23 protein-coding genes are annotated in these 20,467 nt (G+C 53.0%); 10 read left to right on the top strand and 13 right to left on the bottom strand.

The annotated features are described in order from the left end of the window. Window positions 1-1,407, bottom strand: a complete 1,407-nt coding sequence (locus J4G78_RS01945; protein ID WP_207988211.1) for a phosphotransferase family protein — start codon at window positions 1,405-1,407, stop codon at window positions 1-3. 130 nt (window positions 1,408-1,537) lie between these two features. Here J4G78_RS01945 and fabD point away from each other — a divergent pair, with 130 nt between their 5' ends. From fabD to mltG, 6 genes are all read left to right on the top strand, one after another. Continuing rightward, window positions 1,538-2,473, top strand: coding sequence for an ACP S-malonyltransferase (gene fabD, locus J4G78_RS01940; protein WP_207988210.1), 936 nt, complete (start codon window positions 1,538-1,540; stop codon window positions 2,471-2,473). Between the two features lie 31 nt (window positions 2,474-2,504). Further along, window positions 2,505-3,248 carry a 3-oxoacyl-[acyl-carrier-protein] reductase gene (gene fabG / locus J4G78_RS01935; protein WP_207988209.1) on the top strand — a complete coding sequence of 248 codons (744 nt, stop codon included), beginning with the start codon at window positions 2,505-2,507 and terminating at the stop codon, window positions 3,246-3,248. Window positions 3,249-3,257: 9 nt separating this feature from the next. Beyond that, on the top strand, window positions 3,258-3,794 hold the full coding sequence (locus J4G78_RS01930; RefSeq protein WP_207988208.1) for a hypothetical protein: 537 nt from the start codon (window positions 3,258-3,260) through the stop codon (window positions 3,792-3,794). Window positions 3,795-3,890: 96 nt separating this feature from the next. Next, window positions 3,891-4,127 carry an acyl carrier protein gene (locus tag J4G78_RS01925; protein WP_207988207.1) on the top strand — a complete coding sequence of 79 codons (237 nt, stop codon included), beginning with the start codon at window positions 3,891-3,893 and terminating at the stop codon, window positions 4,125-4,127. A 158-nt stretch (window positions 4,128-4,285) separates the two neighbouring features. Further along, window positions 4,286-5,539, top strand: a complete 1,254-nt coding sequence (gene fabF / locus J4G78_RS01920) for a beta-ketoacyl-ACP synthase II (protein ID WP_207988206.1) — start codon at window positions 4,286-4,288, stop codon at window positions 5,537-5,539. A 7-nt stretch (window positions 5,540-5,546) separates the two neighbouring features. After that, window positions 5,547-6,518, top strand: a complete 972-nt coding sequence (gene mltG, locus J4G78_RS01915; RefSeq protein WP_207988205.1) for an endolytic transglycosylase MltG — start codon at window positions 5,547-5,549, stop codon at window positions 6,516-6,518. Between the two features lie 147 nt (window positions 6,519-6,665). Here the strand turns inward: mltG and J4G78_RS01910 are convergent, their stop codons facing one another. The 5 genes from J4G78_RS01910 to J4G78_RS01890 form a co-directional block, all read right to left on the bottom strand. Continuing rightward, entirely contained in the window at window positions 6,666-7,262 is a 597-nt protein-coding gene (locus tag J4G78_RS01910; protein ID WP_207988204.1) for a hypothetical protein, read from the bottom strand. 148 nt (window positions 7,263-7,410) lie between these two features. Beyond that, window positions 7,411-8,544, bottom strand: coding sequence for a serine hydrolase domain-containing protein (locus J4G78_RS01905; protein ID WP_207988203.1), 1,134 nt, complete (start codon window positions 8,542-8,544; stop codon window positions 7,411-7,413). A 23-nt stretch (window positions 8,545-8,567) separates the two neighbouring features. Continuing rightward, complete coding sequence (locus tag J4G78_RS01900) at window positions 8,568-9,539, bottom strand: NAD(P)H-dependent flavin oxidoreductase (protein ID WP_207988202.1); 972 nt, start codon at window positions 9,537-9,539, stop codon at window positions 8,568-8,570. A 104-nt stretch (window positions 9,540-9,643) separates the two neighbouring features. Then, the gene (leuA, locus tag J4G78_RS01895) at window positions 9,644-11,302 is read right to left on the bottom strand and encodes a 2-isopropylmalate synthase (RefSeq protein ID WP_207988201.1); all 1,659 of its coding nucleotides are present in this window, start codon (window positions 11,300-11,302) and stop codon (window positions 9,644-9,646) included. A gap of 57 nt (window positions 11,303-11,359) precedes the next feature. Next, a complete protein-coding gene (locus J4G78_RS01890) occupies window positions 11,360-11,614 on the bottom strand; it encodes a hypothetical protein (RefSeq protein ID WP_207988200.1) in 255 nt (84 codons plus the stop codon). A gap of 30 nt (window positions 11,615-11,644) precedes the next feature. Between J4G78_RS01890 and J4G78_RS01885 the strand changes: the two genes are divergently transcribed. Continuing rightward, a complete protein-coding gene (locus tag J4G78_RS01885; RefSeq protein ID WP_207988199.1) occupies window positions 11,645-12,130 on the top strand; it encodes a YHS domain-containing (seleno)protein in 486 nt (161 codons plus the stop codon). Here J4G78_RS01885 and J4G78_RS01880 read toward each other — a convergent pair. Further along, the gene (locus J4G78_RS01880; protein WP_207988198.1) at window positions 12,127-12,705 is read right to left on the bottom strand and encodes a hypothetical protein; all 579 of its coding nucleotides are present in this window, start codon (window positions 12,703-12,705) and stop codon (window positions 12,127-12,129) included. The genes J4G78_RS01885 and J4G78_RS01880 overlap by 4 nt on opposite strands. A gap of 22 nt (window positions 12,706-12,727) precedes the next feature. Between J4G78_RS01880 and J4G78_RS01875 the strand changes: the two genes are divergently transcribed. Together J4G78_RS01875 and J4G78_RS01870 are read left to right on the top strand one after the other, a co-directional pair. Further along, entirely contained in the window at window positions 12,728-13,171 is a 444-nt protein-coding gene (locus tag J4G78_RS01875; protein WP_207988197.1) for a YHS domain-containing (seleno)protein, read from the top strand. 133 nt (window positions 13,172-13,304) lie between these two features. Continuing rightward, a complete protein-coding gene (locus J4G78_RS01870; RefSeq protein ID WP_207988196.1) occupies window positions 13,305-13,703 on the top strand; it encodes a BLUF domain-containing protein in 399 nt (132 codons plus the stop codon). 41 nt (window positions 13,704-13,744) lie between these two features. On the opposite strand, the gene ilvC is transcribed toward J4G78_RS01870, so the two are convergent. From ilvC to miaA, 5 genes are all read right to left on the bottom strand, one after another. Beyond that, the gene (ilvC, locus tag J4G78_RS01865) at window positions 13,745-14,764 is read right to left on the bottom strand and encodes a ketol-acid reductoisomerase (protein WP_207988195.1); all 1,020 of its coding nucleotides are present in this window, start codon (window positions 14,762-14,764) and stop codon (window positions 13,745-13,747) included. A gap of 16 nt (window positions 14,765-14,780) precedes the next feature. Then, entirely contained in the window at window positions 14,781-15,149 is a 369-nt protein-coding gene (locus tag J4G78_RS01860) for a hypothetical protein (protein ID WP_207988194.1), read from the bottom strand. Beyond that, a complete protein-coding gene (gene ilvN, locus J4G78_RS01855) occupies window positions 15,146-15,661 on the bottom strand; it encodes an acetolactate synthase small subunit (protein WP_207988193.1) in 516 nt (171 codons plus the stop codon). The genes J4G78_RS01860 and ilvN overlap by 4 nt, the downstream gene beginning before the upstream one ends. Continuing rightward, window positions 15,661-17,406, bottom strand: coding sequence for an acetolactate synthase 3 large subunit (locus tag J4G78_RS01850; protein ID WP_207988192.1), 1,746 nt, complete (start codon window positions 17,404-17,406; stop codon window positions 15,661-15,663). Before J4G78_RS01850 ends, ilvN begins: the two co-directional genes overlap by 1 nt. A 146-nt stretch (window positions 17,407-17,552) precedes the next feature. Further along, a complete protein-coding gene (gene miaA / locus J4G78_RS01845; RefSeq protein ID WP_207988191.1) occupies window positions 17,553-18,485 on the bottom strand; it encodes a tRNA (adenosine(37)-N6)-dimethylallyltransferase MiaA in 933 nt (310 codons plus the stop codon). On the opposite strand from miaA, the gene serB reads away from it, so the two are divergent. After that, the gene (gene serB / locus J4G78_RS01840) at window positions 18,478-19,359 is read left to right on the top strand and encodes a phosphoserine phosphatase SerB (RefSeq protein WP_207988190.1); all 882 of its coding nucleotides are present in this window, start codon (window positions 18,478-18,480) and stop codon (window positions 19,357-19,359) included. The two genes, miaA and serB, sit on opposite strands and share 8 nt — an antisense overlap. A gap of 19 nt (window positions 19,360-19,378) precedes the next feature. On the opposite strand, the gene J4G78_RS01835 is transcribed toward serB, so the two are convergent. Further along, the gene (locus J4G78_RS01835) at window positions 19,379-20,440 is read right to left on the bottom strand and encodes an SPOR domain-containing protein (protein ID WP_243457183.1); all 1,062 of its coding nucleotides are present in this window, start codon (window positions 20,438-20,440) and stop codon (window positions 19,379-19,381) included. Window positions 20,441-20,467: the final 27 nt, after the last annotated feature.

Raw genomic sequence — 20,467 nt, 5'->3', positions numbered from 1 at the left:
TCATCGTCTCCATTTGTCGAGTGCCACCGCTAAGCCGGCATATTTGGGTTGGTCGATCGTCAGGCGTTCCAGCGCAGAAAGCCGGAAATGATCCCAAAGGCCGGGATGCTCGGGACTTACTCGCCCTTCTGAAAGGGCAGCGCAAAGCTGTCCATGGTCAAATCCAATAGCCTTAAGGCGTTCGTCAGAGGCTGCCTGAAAGGCGGGCCCGTAGAGCGCCTGCCGCTGCGCGATGCCTAGCGCATTGCCCGCCACACGGGACTGGAACCGGTCATGTCCTCTAAGGCCGGGTTGCACCGTTTCGCTATTCCATTCGCCGATTGCCGTCAGCAATTCATCATAGCCAATTTCTCCGCGTGACGCGGGCTGTTCGGGTGGCTGCCAATCCAGCTTCGTGCACAATTCTGCCGGCAAAATTTCTTCAAAGAGCAACGCCAGATCGACTTCCACTTCCGAGACGCGGCGGCCGATAACGGTGCGTTCGAGCGACCGGTCACCATGGCTGCGCCATATTTCGCCCATCAGCAAGCAACTCACCCCCCACCACAGGGTCGAGTAAATCAGCCAATAGCGGAAGCGTTCCGGATCGACAGTTTCGCCGCTATATTTGGCATAGGCGGCAAAAAATGCTTCCGCGGTATCAAATCCGCCAGCGACTTTTTCATAATGGCCAAACCGCCAGCTTGGTGTGCACAGATAGGCCAGATCCTGCACCGGATCGCCCAAACGGGTCAGTTCCCAGTCCAGCACCGCCGACAACCCCGCTGGCGTGATCATCAAATTGCCCATGCGAAAATCGCCATGGACGACCTTTTTTACGTCGCTTTCCGGCGCGTTGGTTTTGAGCCAATGAAAGGCATATTCAAACAGCGGAATGGCGGCGCCTATTTCGTCATAGCGTTCTCTCTGCTGATCGATCAGCTGGGCTGGCGATAAATAGTCGAGCGTGTCGACAAGGCTTGCAGGATTGATATTGTGAATGTTCCAAAGCTCGGCCGCGCATTGATCGGTTAACTTGCTCTCGGCTTCGGCAAATTCTGGCTTGCCAAGAATTTTATGGGGAAGCGTTTCGCCTTCAACCTTGTCCATGATGAAGCCTTCGCCAAGACCATCTTCGGGTCGCAATCGCGCGCGGACAACAGGGGCTGTCACTCCCGATTGCACCGCCAGATCAATCACATCCGCCTGGGTCGCGAGTGAAACCCCGCGCATACCTTCTTCGTCGCGAGCAATGCCCCTAGGCAACCGCCGCAGAACAAATGCCTCATCGTCAAAGGTGAAGGACCAGCTTTCCATGCTGGCACCGCCGGACAGTCGCCGAACGTCGCCAAGCCTTCCATTATGGCGGAACGTTTTGGCGCAAAAATCAGCCAGATTTTGCTCGAATTCAGGACTCTCCATTTGCATCGATCTAATTGCTCAATTAAAACTTGGCAATCGCAATAGTGCTAGCGATTTGCGTCGTGAACCTTGCATGCAAAGCCATTCCCTCTTACCTGCGGCTAAAGCACATTAACAAAAGTGATGAGGGGCGAACATGAAGGCATTCATTTTTCCGGGACAGGGCAGCCAGGCTGTTGGTATGGGAAAGGCTCTTGCCGAAGCCAGCAGCACGGCGCGCGAAGTTTTTCAGGAAGTCGATCATGCGCTGGAGCAAAATTTGTTTCAGCTGATGTGCGAAGGCCCGGAAGACGAACTGACCCTGACCGAAAATGCGCAGCCCGCGATCATGGCCAATGCCATTGCAACTTTGCGAGTCATGGAAAAAGAAGGCGGCAAATCGCTAGAGGATATTTGCTCCTACGTCGCCGGTCATAGCCTGGGCGAATATACCGCGCTTTGTGCTGCCGGCGCTTTGAACCTGACCACCACGGCAGAATTGTTGAAACTGCGTGGGCAATCGATGCAAAAGGCCGTTCCAGTGGGCGAGGGCGGCATGGCCGCTTTGCTTGGTGCTGATCTGAAAAAAGCGTCTAGCCTGGCCAAAGCAGCATCCGAAGGCGAGGTTTGTACTGTAGCAAATGACAATGATCCGACTCAGGTTGTGATTTCTGGCCATATGACGGCTATAGAAAGAGCAATTGCGCTGGCCAAAGACCATGAGATTAAGCGCGGGATTTTGTTGCCGGTATCGGCGCCATTTCATTGTTCTCTGATGCAACCGGCTGCGGAAGCCATGGAAGAGGCACTGGCCGAGGCGAGCATAATGCCGCCGGCAGTTCCGGTTTTTGCGAATGTGACCGCTGCCGCCGTAAGCGATGTGGATGAAATCCGCCAATTGCTGGTGCAGCAGGTAACAGGAACCGTTCGCTGGCGGGAATCTGTCGTCCATCTTGCAGATGCTGGCGTAGAGCAATTTGTCGAATTTGGCGGCAAAGTACTGGGCGGCATGGTGAAGCGGATAAATAAAGACGTCGAAACCACAAGCTTGATAGCCATGGATGATATCGAAGCCTTTCTGGCTTCGGTTTGAATAATATTCCGATAATTGGATAGGAACGAAGATGTTTGATCTCACAGGAATGACCGCGCTGGTAACCGGCGCATCCGGCGGCATAGGGTCGGCCATTGCCAAATCACTGGCAGACCGCGGTGCGACGATTGCATTGTCTGGCACACGCAAGCTGGCGCTAATGGACGTCGTTCCGGAATTGAAGGGCGAAGGCCATGTGGTTCTGCCATGCGACCTGTCTAATGCGGAAGAAGTGAATGAACTGGTTCCCCGCGTTATCGAAAAGCTCGGCAAGCTGGACATTCTGATCAATAACGCAGGTATTACACGCGACGGGCTGGTGATGCGCATGTCGGATGAAGATTGGTCCGACGTGCTGAACATAAATCTGGAATCCGCATTCCGCCTGGCCCGCGCCGCAGCACGGCCAATGATGAAAGCACGCCATGGCCGGATCATCTCGATTACTTCGGTAGTGGGCGCAACCGGTAATCCCGGGCAAGTCAACTATGTCGCCTCAAAAGCCGGGCTGGTCGGCATGTCCAAAGCGTTGGCACAGGAATTGGCCTCACGCGGTATTACCGTCAACTGTGTTTCGCCCGGCTTTATCGCATCTCCGATGACGGATGCACTGACCGATGCGCAAAAGGATGAGATAAATCGCAAAATCCCTGCCGGAAAAATGGGCGCCGGAGGCGATATTGGTGCAGCGGTTACATATTTGGCCAGTGATGAAGCGTCTTATGTCACGGGACAAACGCTGCACGTGAACGGCGGCATGGCAATGATAAGCTAAAAGGGCCTTATGATATTTTCCGCCATTTTTTTAGCGATGGCCGCAAGCCCTCAAACGGCTATGCCGACGGAAGGCTTGCTGACCATAGAAAATCTGGATTGCATCAGCAGCCAAGTTTCGGCCGATAAGGCGCAGACCTATGCTGCTATGATGAGGAAAGGCGAAGAGGTCGAAGCGTTTGAATCAGTGAAAGAGTTGGCGGATAGTTGTCAGGCAAGAAACGGTTGGTCCGATATCCAAACACGCGGCGCTTTTCGCGTTGTGCTAATGGACGGGTGGATGCTGGAAGAAGGTCTGATGAAGCAAATTCAGGAACTGGGCGACTTTAAACCGTTTCTTGACCAGTTTTATACGGATAACGTAAAATCAACAGGCCGGCATATCCTCAAGGATGCTTTTTTATCGGGTAAGATGGACAAGGCATTATCCGCAAAAGGCTATCCCGAAGACCAGGATCTGCGGGAGCTGGTTTACAATTACTGGGAATGGCGCGGAACCCTTTATGATATCGAGGAAGATTTCCGCAACGATGAGCTACGGCGATAATCGCTCTGTTAACACAAAGCTGCTCTTGCCCTCTTGCAAGCGGCGCAGCATGCCACTAGGACAAAAGAGAAACTAATAAACGAAGAAGGAACTCTCATGAGTGAGACTGCAGACCGCGTAAAAAAGATTGTTGTTGAACATCTTGGTGTAGAAGCTGACAAAGTGACCGAAGAAGCGGCATTCATCGATGATCTTGGCGCTGACAGCCTCGACATTGTTGAGCTTGTGATGGCTTTCGAAGAAGAATTCAGCGTCGAAATTCCTGACGATGCGGCTGAAAAAATCGCTACTGTCAAAGATGCAATTGATTTCATCGACAAAAACAAGGGTTAATTGATTTTGGGATGCGGGCCAATGTTTTGGGCCGACATTCTGGGGCCAATGATCGCTAAATGATTACAAAGCGGCTCACCGGCCTGGGAAGCATTTCCTGAAACCGGTGGCCGCTTTTGAATTAGGGCTTCACGCAAGTCCGATATAAGGAGCATAGAATGCGTCGTGTTGTAGTGACCGGACTGGGTTTGGTAACCCCTCTTGGCGGAGATGTGGAAACAAGCTGGAGCAATATCCTTGCTTCGAAATCCGGTGCTGGAAAGATCACACGCTTTGATGCTTCTGATCAGAAATGTCACATTGCCTGCGAAGTGAAGCCCGCTGACCATGAATATGGTTTTGACCCGAATTTGCGCGTCGACCACAAGGTCCAGCGTCAGGTAGACCCATTCATTGTTTATGGTATTGATGCCGCCGGACAAGCGTTGGAAGATGCTGGCCTGACCGAGATGAGCGATGAGGACAAGCTGCGTACTGGTTGTTCAATCGGCTCCGGCATTGGCGGATTACCGGGTATTGAAAAAGAATCGCTCGTTTTGCATGAGCGCGGCCCGGGCCGGGTCAGCCCGCACTTTGTCCACGGGCGCCTGATCAATCTGATTTCTGGTCAGGTTTCGATCAAATATGGCTTGATGGGTCCTAACCATGCTGTTGTGACCGCCTGTTCGACCGGTGCGCACAGCATTGGCGATGCGGCACGGATGATCGCTTTGGATGATGCTGATGTCATGTTGGCTGGCGGTGCGGAAGCAACGATTTGCCCGATCGGAATTGCCGGTTTCGCGCAGGCCAAAGCGCTGTCGACAAATAACGATAATCCAGAAGGCGCCTCGCGCCCTTATGACAAAAACCGTGATGGTTTCGTCATGGGAGAGGGCGCAGGTGTTGTCGTTCTGGAAGAATATGAACGCGCCAAGGCGCGCGGCGCGAATATCTATGCTGAAGTTGTCGGATATGGCCTTTCTGGCGATGCGCACCACGTAACAGCACCGCATCCAGATGGCGTGGGGGCTTATCGTTCGATGGAGATGGCGCTGAAACGCTCTGGCCTTTCGACTTCTGATATTGACTATGTCAACGCCCATGGCACATCGACCATGGCCGATGTCCTGGAACTGGCGGCGGTGCGCCGTTTATTTGGCGATGATGTCAAGACGATGTCGATGAGTTCGACCAAATCCGCCATTGGCCATTTGCTGGGTGGGGCAGGCGCTGTTGAGGCGATATTCTCAATATTGGCGTTGCGTGATCAGACTGTTCCGCCAACGCTCAATCTGGACGATCCGGAAGAGAGCTGCGCTGGTGTTGATCTGGTGCCGCATGTCGCCAAAAAGCGTGAGGTTAAAGCAGTGCTCAGCAACAGCTTCGGCTTTGGCGGGACTAACGCCAGCGTCATTATGAAGGCGGTATAGCCCCATCATGCGGCGCTTCGGTTGCCTTATCCTTATAATCGCAACGGTTATTTTCGGACTGGTAGCCGGCAACTTCATCTATGGCTGGAATGCCAGTGGACCGCTTGAGAATGAGCAAGCAATTATCATCAAATCCGGTTCAAGCCTCAGCATGGCGGCTCAGGCATTAGAGGAAGAGGGCGCGATCAAGTCCGCGGATGCGTTTCTGAATCGCGCCAAGATTTTTGGCGGATCGGAACCGATCAAAGCGGGTGAATTCATCATCCCCGCCGGCGCAAGCAATGCGACGATATTGAATATATTGCAGGGCGGAAAAACCATTCAGCGCCTGATCACTATTCCCGAAGGCACACCATCAATCATTGTGCATGAGAAGCTGATGGCAGAAAAACTGCTGACGGGTGAGATCCCGGTACCGGCGGAGGGATCGATATTGCCGGACAGCTATAGTTTCGAGCGCGGAGAATCGCGAGCCGCTGTCGTCGCAAGGATGCAAAAGGCGATGACGGAAACAATTGCAGAGCTTTGGCCCAAAAAGACCGCCGCCAGCGTGGTCAAAACGCCGGAAGAAGCTATTATATTGGCAGCCATTGTCGAGAAAGAAACCGCTCTAGCCCGCGAGCGCCGAACGGTTGCGGCGGTTTACAGCAACCGCGTCAATCGTAACATGATGCTACAGGCCGATCCGACGATTATCTATCCGATCACCAAGGGTAAGCCGCTGGGTCGCCGCATCCGGCAATCGGAAATTGCGGCGGTAAATGATTACAACACCTATTCCATGGTAGGATTGCCTAAGGGGCCGATCGCCAATCCCGGGCGGGCGTCGATCGAAGCTGTGCTTGATCCCGCTGACAGCGATTATCTGTTCTTTGTCGCCGATGGCAAAGGCGGCCACGTTTTCGCAAAAACACTGGCCGAGCATAATGCCAATGTCGAAAAATGGTTCGCTATCCGCCGTGAACGCGGTGAGATGTAGGAAGAGAATATCGCAGGTCGTTTGCTCAATAGCCTGATGGTTTCGATACTGGCTCTTTCGGGCCAGCAATCGTCTGACCATTCTGAAAAATTGGGCGGCGGCATCTATTTGAAGGCAAAACCCCGAACGCAGAGCGAATAAGCCCGCTTAGTCTTCCTGGCCGCTAATGCTCTGGGCCACGACAATAATCCCAGCATCGGCTATCTGCTTATCTTTCGAACTACCCGAGGGCATGACAACCATTCTGAGTCCGGACTGGCCATCTTCATCAGGCGAACGCCATGACATGGTATATAGCGGTGAAAAAGGTCCGGGCATGTTGTTTTCGGTCATGCCCGCTGCATCGGCGCGCTTGGTCAGGCGTTTCAGAAAGCCAGCCCGCTTTACGCCCAACATCATGGGTTGATCAGAAGGTCTGGACGTAAGAACTATGCAATAGCGATCGTCGCTATCCTCTCCCCAAGCCACAACATAGCGATCAGAAAATAGATGATGTATCGCCCCATTTTCGGTGTAGCGTGCGCGCAGCGCATCGCTGCCTTTGACCGTTATTGGCAAAAGCAACAGGCCCTGAAATGGTGTGATGTCTTTTTGAATGAAACCCAGGCAATCATCGAAAATGATCCGCATCACCAGCGTTTCATTGTCGGGGATCGTTTTGACCTCAGACGCTGATGCCGAGGACAGGCAGCAGAAAATTGCCAGTCCTGCATATTTCAGTCTCATCCATTTCGCTGTTTGCATTCTGTTTTCGCTCCAAGTGGATGGTCGGGTTATCATAACGATGATCAATAGTTAAGCGGCGCTACTAAGCCTAACCGTTCGTCCGGACAGTTAGGGGTTGAACGGCAAATCATATCTGGACCGGCGCAACAAGCGGAGGAAGCTCGGATTATTCCAGTAGTGAAGCATACATGGCTTGAACGAGACCTAGCCCTCTTGGATCGCCCAAAAGACCAGATTCCATCCGGTTCATGACATATGAAAAACAAAGACGCTGATCCTGATCAACCACAACCGTAGAGCCACCATATCCGCCCCAGAAACAGGTATTTTTATTGGGACTTATGGGCATGAGTTCATTGTTCAGGCCATAACCCATGCCAAAGACCATGGGCACATTCAGAACGAGGTCGAGGCCCGCCGACTGTTGTTCAAAAATGCGCTTGGCCCCCGCGTCTGACATCAGCGTCTTGCCAAATGCGCCGCCGCCGTTTGCCATGGCTGTCTGCGCACGAACGATGGAACGGGCGTTACCATGGCCATTGGCAGCCGGAATCTCTGCTTCGCGCCATTTGTGTCTGCGCGGTTCAGTAGCATCGACTTTTGGGTTAGCAAATGTCCGAGAGGCGATCGATTGATTATCTTCGATCTCGATGGCTGCTTCTGGCGGGATCAAATTACCGATCCGGCTATCCAGATTTGCAGGCGTGCCAATGTGAAAGTCAGCGTCCATGGGTTCTGCAATTTCTTGCCGGAAGAAATTTCCGATTGATTGGCCGGTAACACGGCGAACAACCTCCCCAATGAGATGGCCCTGTGTTATCGCGTGATATCCAGACTGTGTACCGGGTTTCCACCAGGGTTTCTGACGTGCCAGGCTATTCGTCATCCAATCCCAATCATACAGGGCATCGCCCTCAACCGGCTCATCCATGCCGGAGAGGCCAGCGGTATGACTTAAGAAATGGCGGACTTCGACATTTTCTTTGCCGTTTTGCGAAAATTCAGGCCAGTATTTTGCTGCTGGTGCATGGAGATCAACTTCTCCGCGATCAGCCAATAGTAGCAACGACATTGCCGCCATTGTTTTGGTACTCGACCAAACGTTGACGATTGTATCTTCCTGCCAAGCTGTTGTCCGTTCGGCGTCAAGATGACCACCCCACAGATCAACCACAAACTCCCCTTGATAGGTGATAGCGACCGATGCGCCGATATCATTATGGTCGCTAAAATTGGCTTTGAAGGCGTCTCTGACGGCTTCAAAACGTGGATCACAAACGCCTTGAATTCGATCCGTCATTTTATCTCGCCTTGAAACTGGTCTTAATAGTTAAATCGTGTCGCCAAACTGTCGCGTGCTTCCTGATACTCAGCAATCAACCGGTCGACCATATCCTGAACCGAGCGGACTTCATCAATCGCACCTATGCCCTGACCACTGCCCCAGATGTCTTTCCAGGCCTTTTTCTCGGTATTGCCGCCGGAGCCGAAGTTCATGGTCTTATAGTCGCCTTGTGGCAGATCATCGGGATCGAGGCCGGCATTTTCTATCGAACCACGCAGATAATTGCCGCTGACACCAGTGAACAGGTCGGAATAGACAATATCTTTGGCACGGCCTTCAACAATACCGTCTTTATAGCCTTGATCGGCATTGGCTTCCTTGGTCGCAATAAACGCTGAGCCCATATAGCCGAGGTCTGCGCCCATGGCTTGCGCACCCAATATGGAGGCGCCGCAACCGATAGAGCCGGACAAAGCGACCGGGCCGTCAAACCATTGGCGAATTTCCTGCATCAGAGCAAAAGGAGAGATGACACCAGCATGGCCGCCAGCACCGGCAGCGACGGGGATCAGGCCATCTGCACCTTTCTCAATCGCTTTATGCGCAAAGCGGTCGTTGATAATGTCATGCATCGTAATCCCGCCCCAGCCATGGACTGCGGTATTGAGATCTTCGATGGCACCCAAAGAAGTGATGATCAGCGGCACTTTCCACTTGGCACAGGTCGCCATGTCCTGATCAAGTCGGTCATTGGACTTATGGACGATCTGATTCACCGCAAAGGGCGCCGCCGGCTTGTCGGGATTGTCCCGGTTCCATGCGGCCAGCTCCTCGGTAATCTGGTGCATCCACTCGTCGAGCAGGCTTTGCGGCCGCGCGTTGAGGGCGGGGAAGGATCCGACGATACCGGCTTTACACTGCGCAATGACCAATTCCGGTCCCGATACGATAAACAGAGGTGAACCGATAAGCGGCAGGCGAAGATTGTCGAATATGGCAGGTAAAGTCATAAAGTCCCCAATAGAAAAGGCTAAACAGAAAAGCTTAGAAGTCCGCCATACCGCAAGCGGCAGCGGATTCCACTGTTATTTTAACCGATTGCTTAATCCGGGTGCTAAATCCGGTTTACGGCACTGAGCAGCGCTTCAACCGAGGCCCTTGCGACATCGCTATTGATACCGACACCATAGAATTCGCGACCATCTCCGGTTTTGCATTCGACATAGGCCGCGGCCTGCGCGTCTTTGCCTGAACCCAGTGCATGTTCCTGATAATCCATGATTTCCAGCGTGATGCCCAATGAAGAGGCGAGGGCGTCAACAACGCTCGATATCAGGCCATTGCCGCGACCACTGACGGACGTTTCGCCATCGGGGCCTTTGACCTTTCCGACAAATATGCGTTCGCCGCCGGTCTGGCTCTCCTGATAGTCGATCAGGCTGTAATCGCCGCCGCCATCGAGATGATAGCGTTTCTGGAACGCACCCCAGATATCTTCGGCAGACAGTTCCCGGCTTGTCTCGTCAGCCAGCTCCTGCACCGTGCGGCTGAAATTGGCTTGCAGACGCTTAGGCAGTTTTAGCCCGTAATCCTGTTCCAATATCCAGGCGATACCGCCCTTGCCGGACTGGCTGTTGACCCGGATCACCGCTTCATAGTCACGGCCGATGTCGCGCGGATCAATCGGCAGATACGGGACATTCCACAGCTCGTCATTGCGCTGTTCCTGCGCTGCAAAGCCTTTTTTGATTGCGTCCTGATGCGAGCCGGAAAAAGCCGTGAAGACCAGCTCTCCAGCATAGGGGTGGCGTTCTGGCACGGGCAGTTGATTGCAATATTCGACTGTATTGACAATTTCATCCATGTTGGAAAAATCAAGTTTCGGGTCAACACCCTGCGTGTACATATTGAGGCCCAGCGTCACCAGATCGACATTGCCGGTGCGCTCACCATTGCCGAACAGACAGCCTTCGACGCGGTCCGCGCCAGCCATCAAGCCGAGTTCCGATGCCGCAATGCCCGAACCACGATCATTATGGGTGTGCAGGCTGATCACGACGTGGTCGCGCTTGCTGATATGCTTGCACATCCACTCCACCTGGTCGGCATAGATATTGGGCGTCGATGCCTCGACTGTCGCTGGCAGGTTAAGGATCAGCGGTTTCTCTGCCGTTGGCTCGATAATATCCATCACGGTTTCGCAGACTTCGAGGCTGAAATCGATTTCGGCTGTGGAGAAGGTTTCCGGTGAATATTCGAAATGCCAGTCAGTATCAGGATATTTTTCTGCTTGTTCGCGCAGGATGGTTGCGCCTTCCTTGGCAATATCCTTCACGCCGTCCTTGCCTAGCTTGAAGACAACATCACGCCATGCTGGCGAAACCGCATTATAGAGATGGACAATCGCCTGCTTCGCGCCTTCCAGGCTGGCGAAGCTGGTTTCGATCAGATCACGGCGGGACTGGGTCAGCACCTGCACCATGACATCATCTGGTATGCTGTCCGACTTGACCAGGCCGCTGATGAAATCAAAGTCCGTCGCACCGGCAGACGGGAAACCGACTTCAATTTCCTTGATCCCGATTTTGACGAGCAGATCAAAGAAACGCTGTTTCTTCTGCGCATCCATCGGATCAATGAGCGCCTGATTGCCATCCCTAAGGTCGGTGGAGAGCCAGCGTGGAGCCTTGTCGATGACGCGAGACGGCCATTGGCGGTCGGGCAAATCAATTTGGCCAAAGGGGCGATATTTTTGAGATGGTACAGGATGCATGGTCGATACTCTTATGCTGCAAGCGATTTCGCGCAAGGCGGAAATTGCTAGTTAATTTCAATTTTCTGGAAAAAATAATCCCTTAGACGGGGCCGCCGCATCGAGCAGCAGCACAGCTACGCCTAAGGGCGCATAAGTCGTTGTAGCTCTAGGTTTGAGACACTTGCCATGGCTGTTGTTCATATCTGCTGCGGTGCAAAAATCAACCACGCTGGTGAATTTATTTTGCGGGAAGTGAAACCTTTTTGCTCTCGTCCGCGAAACCATCAACGAGCATGACGGCTCAACGAAATTATTTTTACCCTCAATCACAAGAACTTAAATCTTACCAAGGAACTGAAAATGAAAAATCTTATTCTACCTCTCGCACTCGCACTCGCAGCGACCACCGGAACTTTTGCTCTCCCGATTGATGCCGCTATCGCCGGTCCAACCTATACCGGGGTCAAAGGCGGCAACACTGCAGTTGGCGGTTATGATGTCACTTCTTACTTCACCGGAACCGGCGTTCCCGTCAAAGGCAGCAAGGCGCATAAAGTGAAATATAAGGGCGCTGACTATTATTTCAGTACCGCCGCTAACGCCAAAAAGTTCAAAGAAAAACCGGCACAATTTGCCCCGCAATATGGTGGTCACTGTGCATGGGCGATGTCACGCGGTTCGCTCGCTCCCGGTGATCCACTGGTTTACAAAGTTGTCGACGGTAAACTTTATCTCAACGTCAACAAACAGGTGCAGAAAACCTGGCTGACCGACGTCGCCGGCTTCATCAAAAAGGCTGATATCAACTGGCCAAAATTCCCGGATAACGCCAAATTTGGCGGTTAATTCGACCCCCTATTCGTCACGCAACTTTCTAACTTAACATCTATATCAAAGGAAAATACCATGAATAATCCCGTTAATAAGCAACGCAAACTCTCCGCAATGCTCGCTGTCATGGGCGGCCTGTCTCTGGCAACTCCATCGGCGGCATTGGCAACCTGTACGGCTGCGGCTCCAGTAGTCCAGTCTGCTTGTAGCGCCTGTGCAGCAGCAGCTTGTGCTGCGGCCTGTGGAGCCTGTGCAGCAACAAATTGTGCAGCAGACTGCGGAGCCTGTGCCGCTGCAACCTGTGCCGCCGATTGCAGCGCCAATGCCGCATCATGTGGAGCAGAACCGGCCGCTTGTGCAGCCTGCGCACCGGAATAATCGATAAAATAACTACGGCCATTCAAACACTTGGCTGGGGAAGGATTTTCAATTATGAGATCCTTCCCAACTTTGTAAAAGTCAAAAGAGGATGTGCCAATGAGAAAGATTTTTATCCCTGCCATTTTAATGGCGGCCCTTCCCGTCGCTTGTTCTGAGCAAGGTTCTGAGGAAGCGTCAGGATCTGAAACAAGTGCGACATCTGACGACATGATGCCGGGCACGGAAATGCCAATGTCTGACTTCGCCGAAGTGACTGATAATATGACAGGTCCTGTTTTTATTAATCCAGATGGCCCTGCAGGCGTCGCGGTTAGTGGTTATGATGCGGTCAGCTATTTTGAAGGGGACGGTACGCCTGTCAAAGGCTCTGAAGAATTTGGCGTCACCTATAACGACGTGGACTATTATTTTTCGAGCGCTGAAAATGCGGCGAAGTTTGAGGCCGAACCCGCAGCATATGCTCCGCAATTTGGTGGTCACTGTGCTTGGGCAATGTCACGCGGTCGCCTGGCACCGGGCGATCCAGTCTATTATAGAGTGGTTGATGGTAAGCTATATCTGAACTTCAACAAGCAAGTGCAGGAAACATGGCTAAAAGATATTCCTGGCTTTATCGAAAAAGCCAACGCTGCTTGGCCTTCGGTGCCAGAAGATGCCACATTCGATAATCAATAATATTAGAAAGGGTGACGGCGATAATGCTGTCGCCCTTTTGTATTGCGAGTCCTTTGCGTGATAGCGGCGCTGATAGCGCAAAATTAACTTATGCCGGTTAAACCACAAAGCCTTAGCGTTCAGAGGCAGTCGCATGTATCGGATGATCTACATCAGCACACCGCAAGCAGAAATTGGCCCTGCTGATGTCGATGATATTCTGGACGCTTCGCGAAAAAACAACACCTACAACAATATTACCGGCCTTCTCATTCAGGATAAATCACGGTTTCTGCAATATTTGGAGGGTGACCAGCAGAAAGTCGAAGAGACATTTGCTCGCATATCCTGCGACCGACGTCATATTGCTGTCATACCGCTCAAATCCGGATATATCGGACGGCGGCAATTCCCCAATTGGTCCATGGCTTCCAAATATGTGGATAGCGATAACAGCCTGGTCGAGGCGGTTTCTGCGCTGATCCAAAACTGCGACAAAGAAGTGTCGGAGGATCTACTCAATTTTGCGGAAGCCAGAGACCGCGCCGCTTAGCTTTTGTTGCGCTAATGCAGACGCGGTCATATATCGCCGGCTTAGTTCTTTTCTTTATCGACCAACTGGTTGGCACCAATCCATGGCATCATCGCACGAAGTTCGGCACCAGTTTTCTCGATGGGATGCGCCTCTGCTTGTTTCCGGGCGGCTTTTAGTTCAGGCTGTCCAGCACGGTTGTCAAGAACGAAGTCCTTGACGAAACGACCGGACTGAATGTCGGCCAACACCCGTTTCATTTCTGCCTTTGTTTCATCGGTGATGATCCGCGGACCCGTTGTGATATCGCCATATTCCGCTGTGTTGGAGATGGAATAACGCATGTTGGCAATGCCGCCTTCATAGAGCAGGTCAACGATCAGCTTGGTTTCATGCAAACACTCGAAATAAGCCATTTCCGGTGCGTAGCCAGCTTCGGTCAGGGTTTCGAAACCCGCCTGAATCAAATGGGTGATCCCGCCACAAAGGACTGCTTGCTCGCCGAACAGGTCGGTTTCGCACTCTTCGCGGAAGTTGGTTTCGATAATGCCAGAACGGCCGCCACCGACGCCGGATGCATAGGCGAGGGCGACATCATGGGCATTGCCGCTCTTGTCCGCATGGATAGCGACGAGGCAGGGGACACCGCCGCCGCGCTGATATTCGCTGCGTACGGTATGGCCGGGGCCTTTGGGGGCGATCATGATGACGTCGAGATCATCGCGCGGCTCAATCAGGCCGAAATGGACGTTAAGGCCGTGTGCAAAGGCCAGGGCTGCCCCGGATTTCATATTGTCATGATAATCCGCAGCATAGATCGCGGCCTGGTGCTCATCCGGCGCAAGGATCATAACAATGTCAGCCCACGCAGCAGCCTCTGCATTGCTAAGCACTTTGAAATCAGCGCTTTCGGCTTTTTTGGCGGTAGCGGAACCTTCGCGCAGCGCTATGGCTACTTCTTTCACACCACTATCACGCAGGTTTTGTGCGTGCGCATGGCCCTGGCTGCCATAGCCGACAATCGCGATCTTTTTGTCTTTGATCAGGTCGAGATCGGCATCTGCGTCGTAATAAACTTTCATTTTTCTTCCTTAAGTCTCAGAGAATAGCGAATAGGGTCAAGGCACCGACGGCCGCCAGCATGGGCCAGCCGATATGCTTTACTTTGGTAACGATGGCATCATAGATACCGGCAATTAGAAATGCCGATCCGGTAACGGCCAGTAAAGTGACGTCGGCCGCCGCAAAATCATAGGCGGCCATGGCCAGGATATAGACGGCGATCAGGCCGAGAATGCTGGTAAAATGCCATGCGAAACGAATGACTTGTTTAGCCAGGTCTTCTTGCATGACGCCGTCGCCAGCGGTGACGAGCGGGCCGATTAGGCGCTTCTCCCCGACGATAGAATGCACCAACACTGTCGCGAGCGCTAATATGGCTGCAATCGTGAGCAATATTTCACTCATGCCGATTCCGGACCGCGACCAATAGCGACAACACCAGTGCGACCGACTTCCACCAGGCCGACTTCGCGCATCAGGCCGACAAATGTCTGAATTTTATCCGGCGCACCGGTAATTTCGAAAACAAAGCTTTCGGTGGTCGCATCGACAACCCGGGCGCGATAGACATCGGCGAGGCGCATCGCTTCGATCCGATTTTCGCCTTTACCGGCAACTTTCACCAGTGCCAGCTCGCGCTGCACATGTGGACCGGCTTCGGTCAGGTCGCGCACGCTATGGACAGGCACCAATCGGTCAAGCTGGGCGATAATCTGTTCGATGACATGCGGTGGGCCATTGGTGGCAATGGTTATCCGACTAATCGCATGGTCGGCGCTAATGTCAGCGACCGTCAGGCTCTCAATATTATAACCGCGGGCGGTGAACATGCCGGCGATCCGTGCAAGGATCCCAGCTTCATTGTCGACGAGCACCGCCAGAACATGGCGTTCGACTTGTTCTTCCTTGATATGCATCACACCAGCGCCTTTGCGTTATCGTCCATCGTGCCTTTGACATCTTCAGGTGTCAGCAACATGTCGGTATGCGCCGCGCCGGATGGAATCATCGGGAAACAGTTAGCCAGTTTGGCGACGCGGCAATCAACCAATACCGGGCCGTCTGTTGCGATCATTTTCTTTATGCCCGCTTCCAGATCAGCCGGGTCTTCGATCAATATGCCAGTCCAATCATAGCTTTCCGCCAGCTTGATAAAATCTGGCAAGCTATCGCTATAACTATTTGAATAACGGCTTTCATAAGTCAGTTCCTGCCATTGCCGGACCATGCCCATATATTCGTTGTTGAGGATGAAAATCTTGACTGGCAGGCGATATTGGCTGGCCGTACCCAGCTCCTGAATATTCATCTGGATGGAGGCTTCCCCCGCAATATCAATCACCAGCGCATCGGGATCACCGAGTTGTGCCCCGATCGCGGCAGGTAAGCCGTAACCCATCGTGCCCAGGCCGCCGCTGGTCAGCCATTTGTTCGGTTTTTCAAAATCAAAATGCTGGGCCGCCCACATTTGGTGCTGGCCGACTTCGGTTGTGATGATCGGATGACGCTCATGGGTGGCTTCCCAAAGCTTGCGGATCGCCTCTTGCGGCATGATTTCCGCTTTGCTTTCGGGATAAGCAAGACAATTGGTCGCGCGCCAGCCTTTGATGCGGGCCCACCATTCTTCATAGTCGGGAGCGTTGAACTTCCGGCCTTTAAGGACCGCCAGCAATTGCTCCATAACCCGGCCAACATCGCCTATAACGGGGAGATCGACGCGGATCGTCTTGTTAACCGAGGATCGATCAATATCGACGTGGATTTTCTTGCTATTGGGTGAAAACGCGTCAATCCGGCCCGTGATACGGTCATCAAAGCGCGCCCCGAGACAAATAATTAAATCAGAGCGGTTCATCGCCATATTGGCTTCATAAGTGCCGTGCATGCCAAGCATACCGAGCCATTGTTCAGAAGCGGCAGGGAAAGCACCCAACCCCATTAAGGTGGATGTAACCGGGGCGCCAAGCAATTCTGCCAGCTCGCGCAAGGTTTCACTGGCTTTCGGACCGCTGTTGATAATGCCGCCGCCGGTATAGAGAATTGGCGCCTTTGCCTTCATGATCATTTCAGCGGCTTCGTTTATCGCCTTGAAATCACCGTCAATTTGCGGCTGATAGCGGGAATTTGGTTTCCCGTTATGGCTGTTAAACTCAGCCTCAGCGACTTGAACATTTTTGGGAATATCAACAACCACCGGACCAGGACGGCCCTGGGTTGCGATATGGAAGGCCTCTGTCAGCACGCCGGCAAGATCGGACGGCTTTTTGACCAGATAGTTATGTTTGGTGCAGTGGCGGGTGATGCCCACTGTATCGGCTTCCTGAAAGGCGTCCGACCCAATAAGATTGGTCGCCACCTGGCCGGTAATCACAACCATCGGAATTGAGTCCATCAAGGCATCGGTAATCCCGGTAACGGCATTGGTCGCTCCCGGGCCAGAAGTCACCAGCACGACGCCCGGTTTACCAGTGGAGCGCGCATAGCCCTCAGCGGCATGGGTGGCCGCTTGTTCGTGGCGGACCAGAATATGCTTGATCTTGGGATGGTTATAAAGCGCATCATAAATCGGCAAAACCGCGCCGCCGGGATAGCCGAATACGGTGTCGACACCCAGATCAAGCAGGGTTTGAACCAATATTTCTGCACCGCTTTTTTCGGCCACTTTAAGCTCCATCGTCATTGTTAAACCCGCGCGTGGGCGGGCGTTTGATAGGCGATGCTGCACTGCAAGGCAACGTGCAAGATTGGGCACAGCAACCGCTTGATCGGGGCGGCGCTACATATTTATATATGTTGTGTCAAGGCTAATTATTGTAATAATCTAACAATATTACGGTAATTAACATTATTTATAATCTCATCATAGCAAGGCCAATCCGCCGGACACTGATTTCGAAACCATGTATATTGGCGTTTGGCATATTGGCGGGTAGCGGCCATTGCTTGCTCCTTGGCATCCTCAGGGCTGCTGTCGCCTTTGATGATTGCGATAATCTCCGGAACGCCAATTGCGCGCATAACCGGACAATCATCGGGTAGATTCCGATCCAATAACTGAGCAACTTCATCGCGTGCGCCGCCATCGAGCATGATCTGAAACCGGCGATCACAACGTTCATAAAGCCAGTCGCGCGGGGGAAGCAGGACCAGAGGGTGCAAGGTAATTTCATCCGTAATACCGCCCGCCATATGGGCATGCCAGTGAACCATCGGCTTGCCGGATGATCTAACAACTTCCAGGGCTCGCATGATCCGGCTCGAGTCTCTGGGGTTCAGACGGTCAGCCGATATAGGATCCTCTTCGCGCAAAGCTGTATAGGCATCTGCCACCTCCAGATTCCGAACTTCCGCGCGTATAGCGGGGGCAATTTCCGGTATCGGAGCGATCCCGTTCAGCAGCGTGCGGACATAGAGGCCAGTTCCGCCCACTAATATCGGTAGTAGATCTTTATTGTGAGCAGCCGCGATCTCGGCCTTCGCGTCGCTAGCCCATCGCGCTGCCGAGCATGTGTGAGCACCATCAATATAGCCGTAAAGGCGATGATCTATGCTTTCCATCTCGTCTTTGCTTGGGCGCGCGCTCAGGATTTGCAGGTCAGTATAGACCTGAGCACTATCCGCGTTGATAATCACAGAGGGTTGCTTTTTGGCGAGCTCCAGTGCCAATGCGGATTTGCCGCTGGCCGTCGGGCCGACGATCAACGCCACATCTTTTTTATCTTTGGGAGAATATATGCTCATCGCCACGCTAATAGCAGCAGATCAGCTGGAAAAGGGAGAGCTAAGTTCGGTCGCCGATCGTTTGGCGGAAGCGGGCGGACAGATTACTCGCATGGGTGATGTAGTCGACGGCAAAGCGGCTGATATTTTCTTCGACGGTGAATTGGCGGCGGCGCGCGATGCATTGTCTATAGAGTGTGCTGGAATAGATTTTATTGTCCAACACGCTGAGAATCGCGAAAAAAAGCTGCTGATATCCGACATGGATAGCACAATGATCACCGTCGAATGTATCGATGAACTGGCAGGTTATGCTGGTATCAAAGATCAGATCGCTGAAATTACTGAACGTGCAATGCTTGGGGAGCTTGATTTTGAAGAGGCGCTGAGGGGCAGGGTCGCCTTACTCGCGGGACTAGAGCTTTCTGCGATTGATCGATGTCTGGATGAAAAAGTCGAAATCATGCCGGGCGCTAAGACCTTGGTCCAGACTATGGCTACGCGCGGGGCCAAGACCGTTTTGGTGTCGGGCGGCTTTACCAGATTTGCCGACCCGGTGGCGAAATCCATAGGGTTTGCCAGTGCGGAAGCGAATATATTAGCGGAGGCGGACGGTCATTTGACTGGAAAATTAGATGGGCCGGTTGTCGATGCGCAAAGAAAAGCGGAGTTGCTGCGGCAGAGTGCCCGATCTGCCGGACTCTCACTGGATCAGTGTATGGCTGTTGGCGACGGAGCCAATGATATTCCTATGATAGCACTGGCGGGAATGGGCGTCGCTTATCGTGCAAAGCCCAAAGCTTCTGCTGCTGCCGATGCAGCGATTAAACATAATGATCTCAGCGCCCTGCTTTATATTCAAGGCATTTTTTCTCGTGATTGGGTAAAAGGTTAGACGTCCGAGCGCGCAGAACTTATCGCGCCTTCACGATACAATCATTACCAGAGGCTTTGACAGTGCCGCAAACCTTACTCGCCTGTGCCTTGGTCGCAAACGGGCCAGCCTGTAACCGTGTAATTTTGCCAGCCGCGACCAAATAAGGTTGCAGCTTGTCTAAGGCAGAAACCCGTTTTTCCAGGTTATTCCAAAGGGCCTTTGCTTTGTTCCGATCACCAAAAGCACCCAGTTGAACCCGCCAATTGTCAGCCGCTGCGGCGCGCACAGGCGTTGGAGCAGGAGCAGGTTTTGTAACAGGCGGTGCTGCTACTGGGGCAGGCACTGGTTGAACAACAGGAGGAACAACGGCAGAAGCAACCGGCGCTGGCTTAGGAGTCGTTACTGGAGCAGATGCCGGCGCTGGTATGGGAATGGCTGGCCGCGATGCAGGCAGTTGTGCTGTTTGAATGGCTCCGCTCGATGGTGGCGGCCGCAGCCCACCGACCTGCGCCGTGCGCACGCGCTTTTCATTTTCTTCCATCTGACTGGCTAGCTGGATGGCAGTGCGGCGTTGGTTGAGCGGAATATATTTATCCATTTGCGCCATATTGGATGTCGCTTGCGGCAGACCAGCGGCAGAAGCGCGAGTCATCAACGCATAAGCCTTGACCCAGTCCTTCTCGACAAAGTCACCATTGAAATGGCCCGTGCCCAAAACATATTGCGCGCGTGGCTCGCCGCGATTGGCGGAGGCTTGCAAATAGGGCAGGGCGTCCTCGCGGCGCTTGTTCTGGAACAGGATCAAACCATAATTATCACTGGCCTGTAAATGTCCCTGATCGGCCGCCTTTTTATAATATTTTTCGGCGGTGGCCAAATCCATCGGCACGCCGCGGCCCAGTTTATAAGCCTGCGCCATATTAAACTGGGCATCAGCGTCACCAGCACTGGCCGGTCCGCGCCATTCGGCGATAGCGGCCTTATAGTCACCGCGGCCCCAGGCATCTACGCCATCTTTGACGTCCGCCAATGCAGGTGACGTCAATCCGAAAACGGCGGAGGCCATTAACAGGTGGCGTGCTATTTTGGAATTTTTCATGCGAAAGGCCCTCGGTCTGCAAATTTA

This window comes from Parasphingorhabdus cellanae (genome assembly GCF_017498565.1).
GTDB classification, from domain to species: Bacteria; Pseudomonadota; Alphaproteobacteria; order Sphingomonadales; family Sphingomonadaceae; genus Parasphingorhabdus; species Parasphingorhabdus cellanae.
Note: the sequence above shows the minus strand (reverse complement) of the source record. Positions and strands in the feature narration are given on the sequence as shown.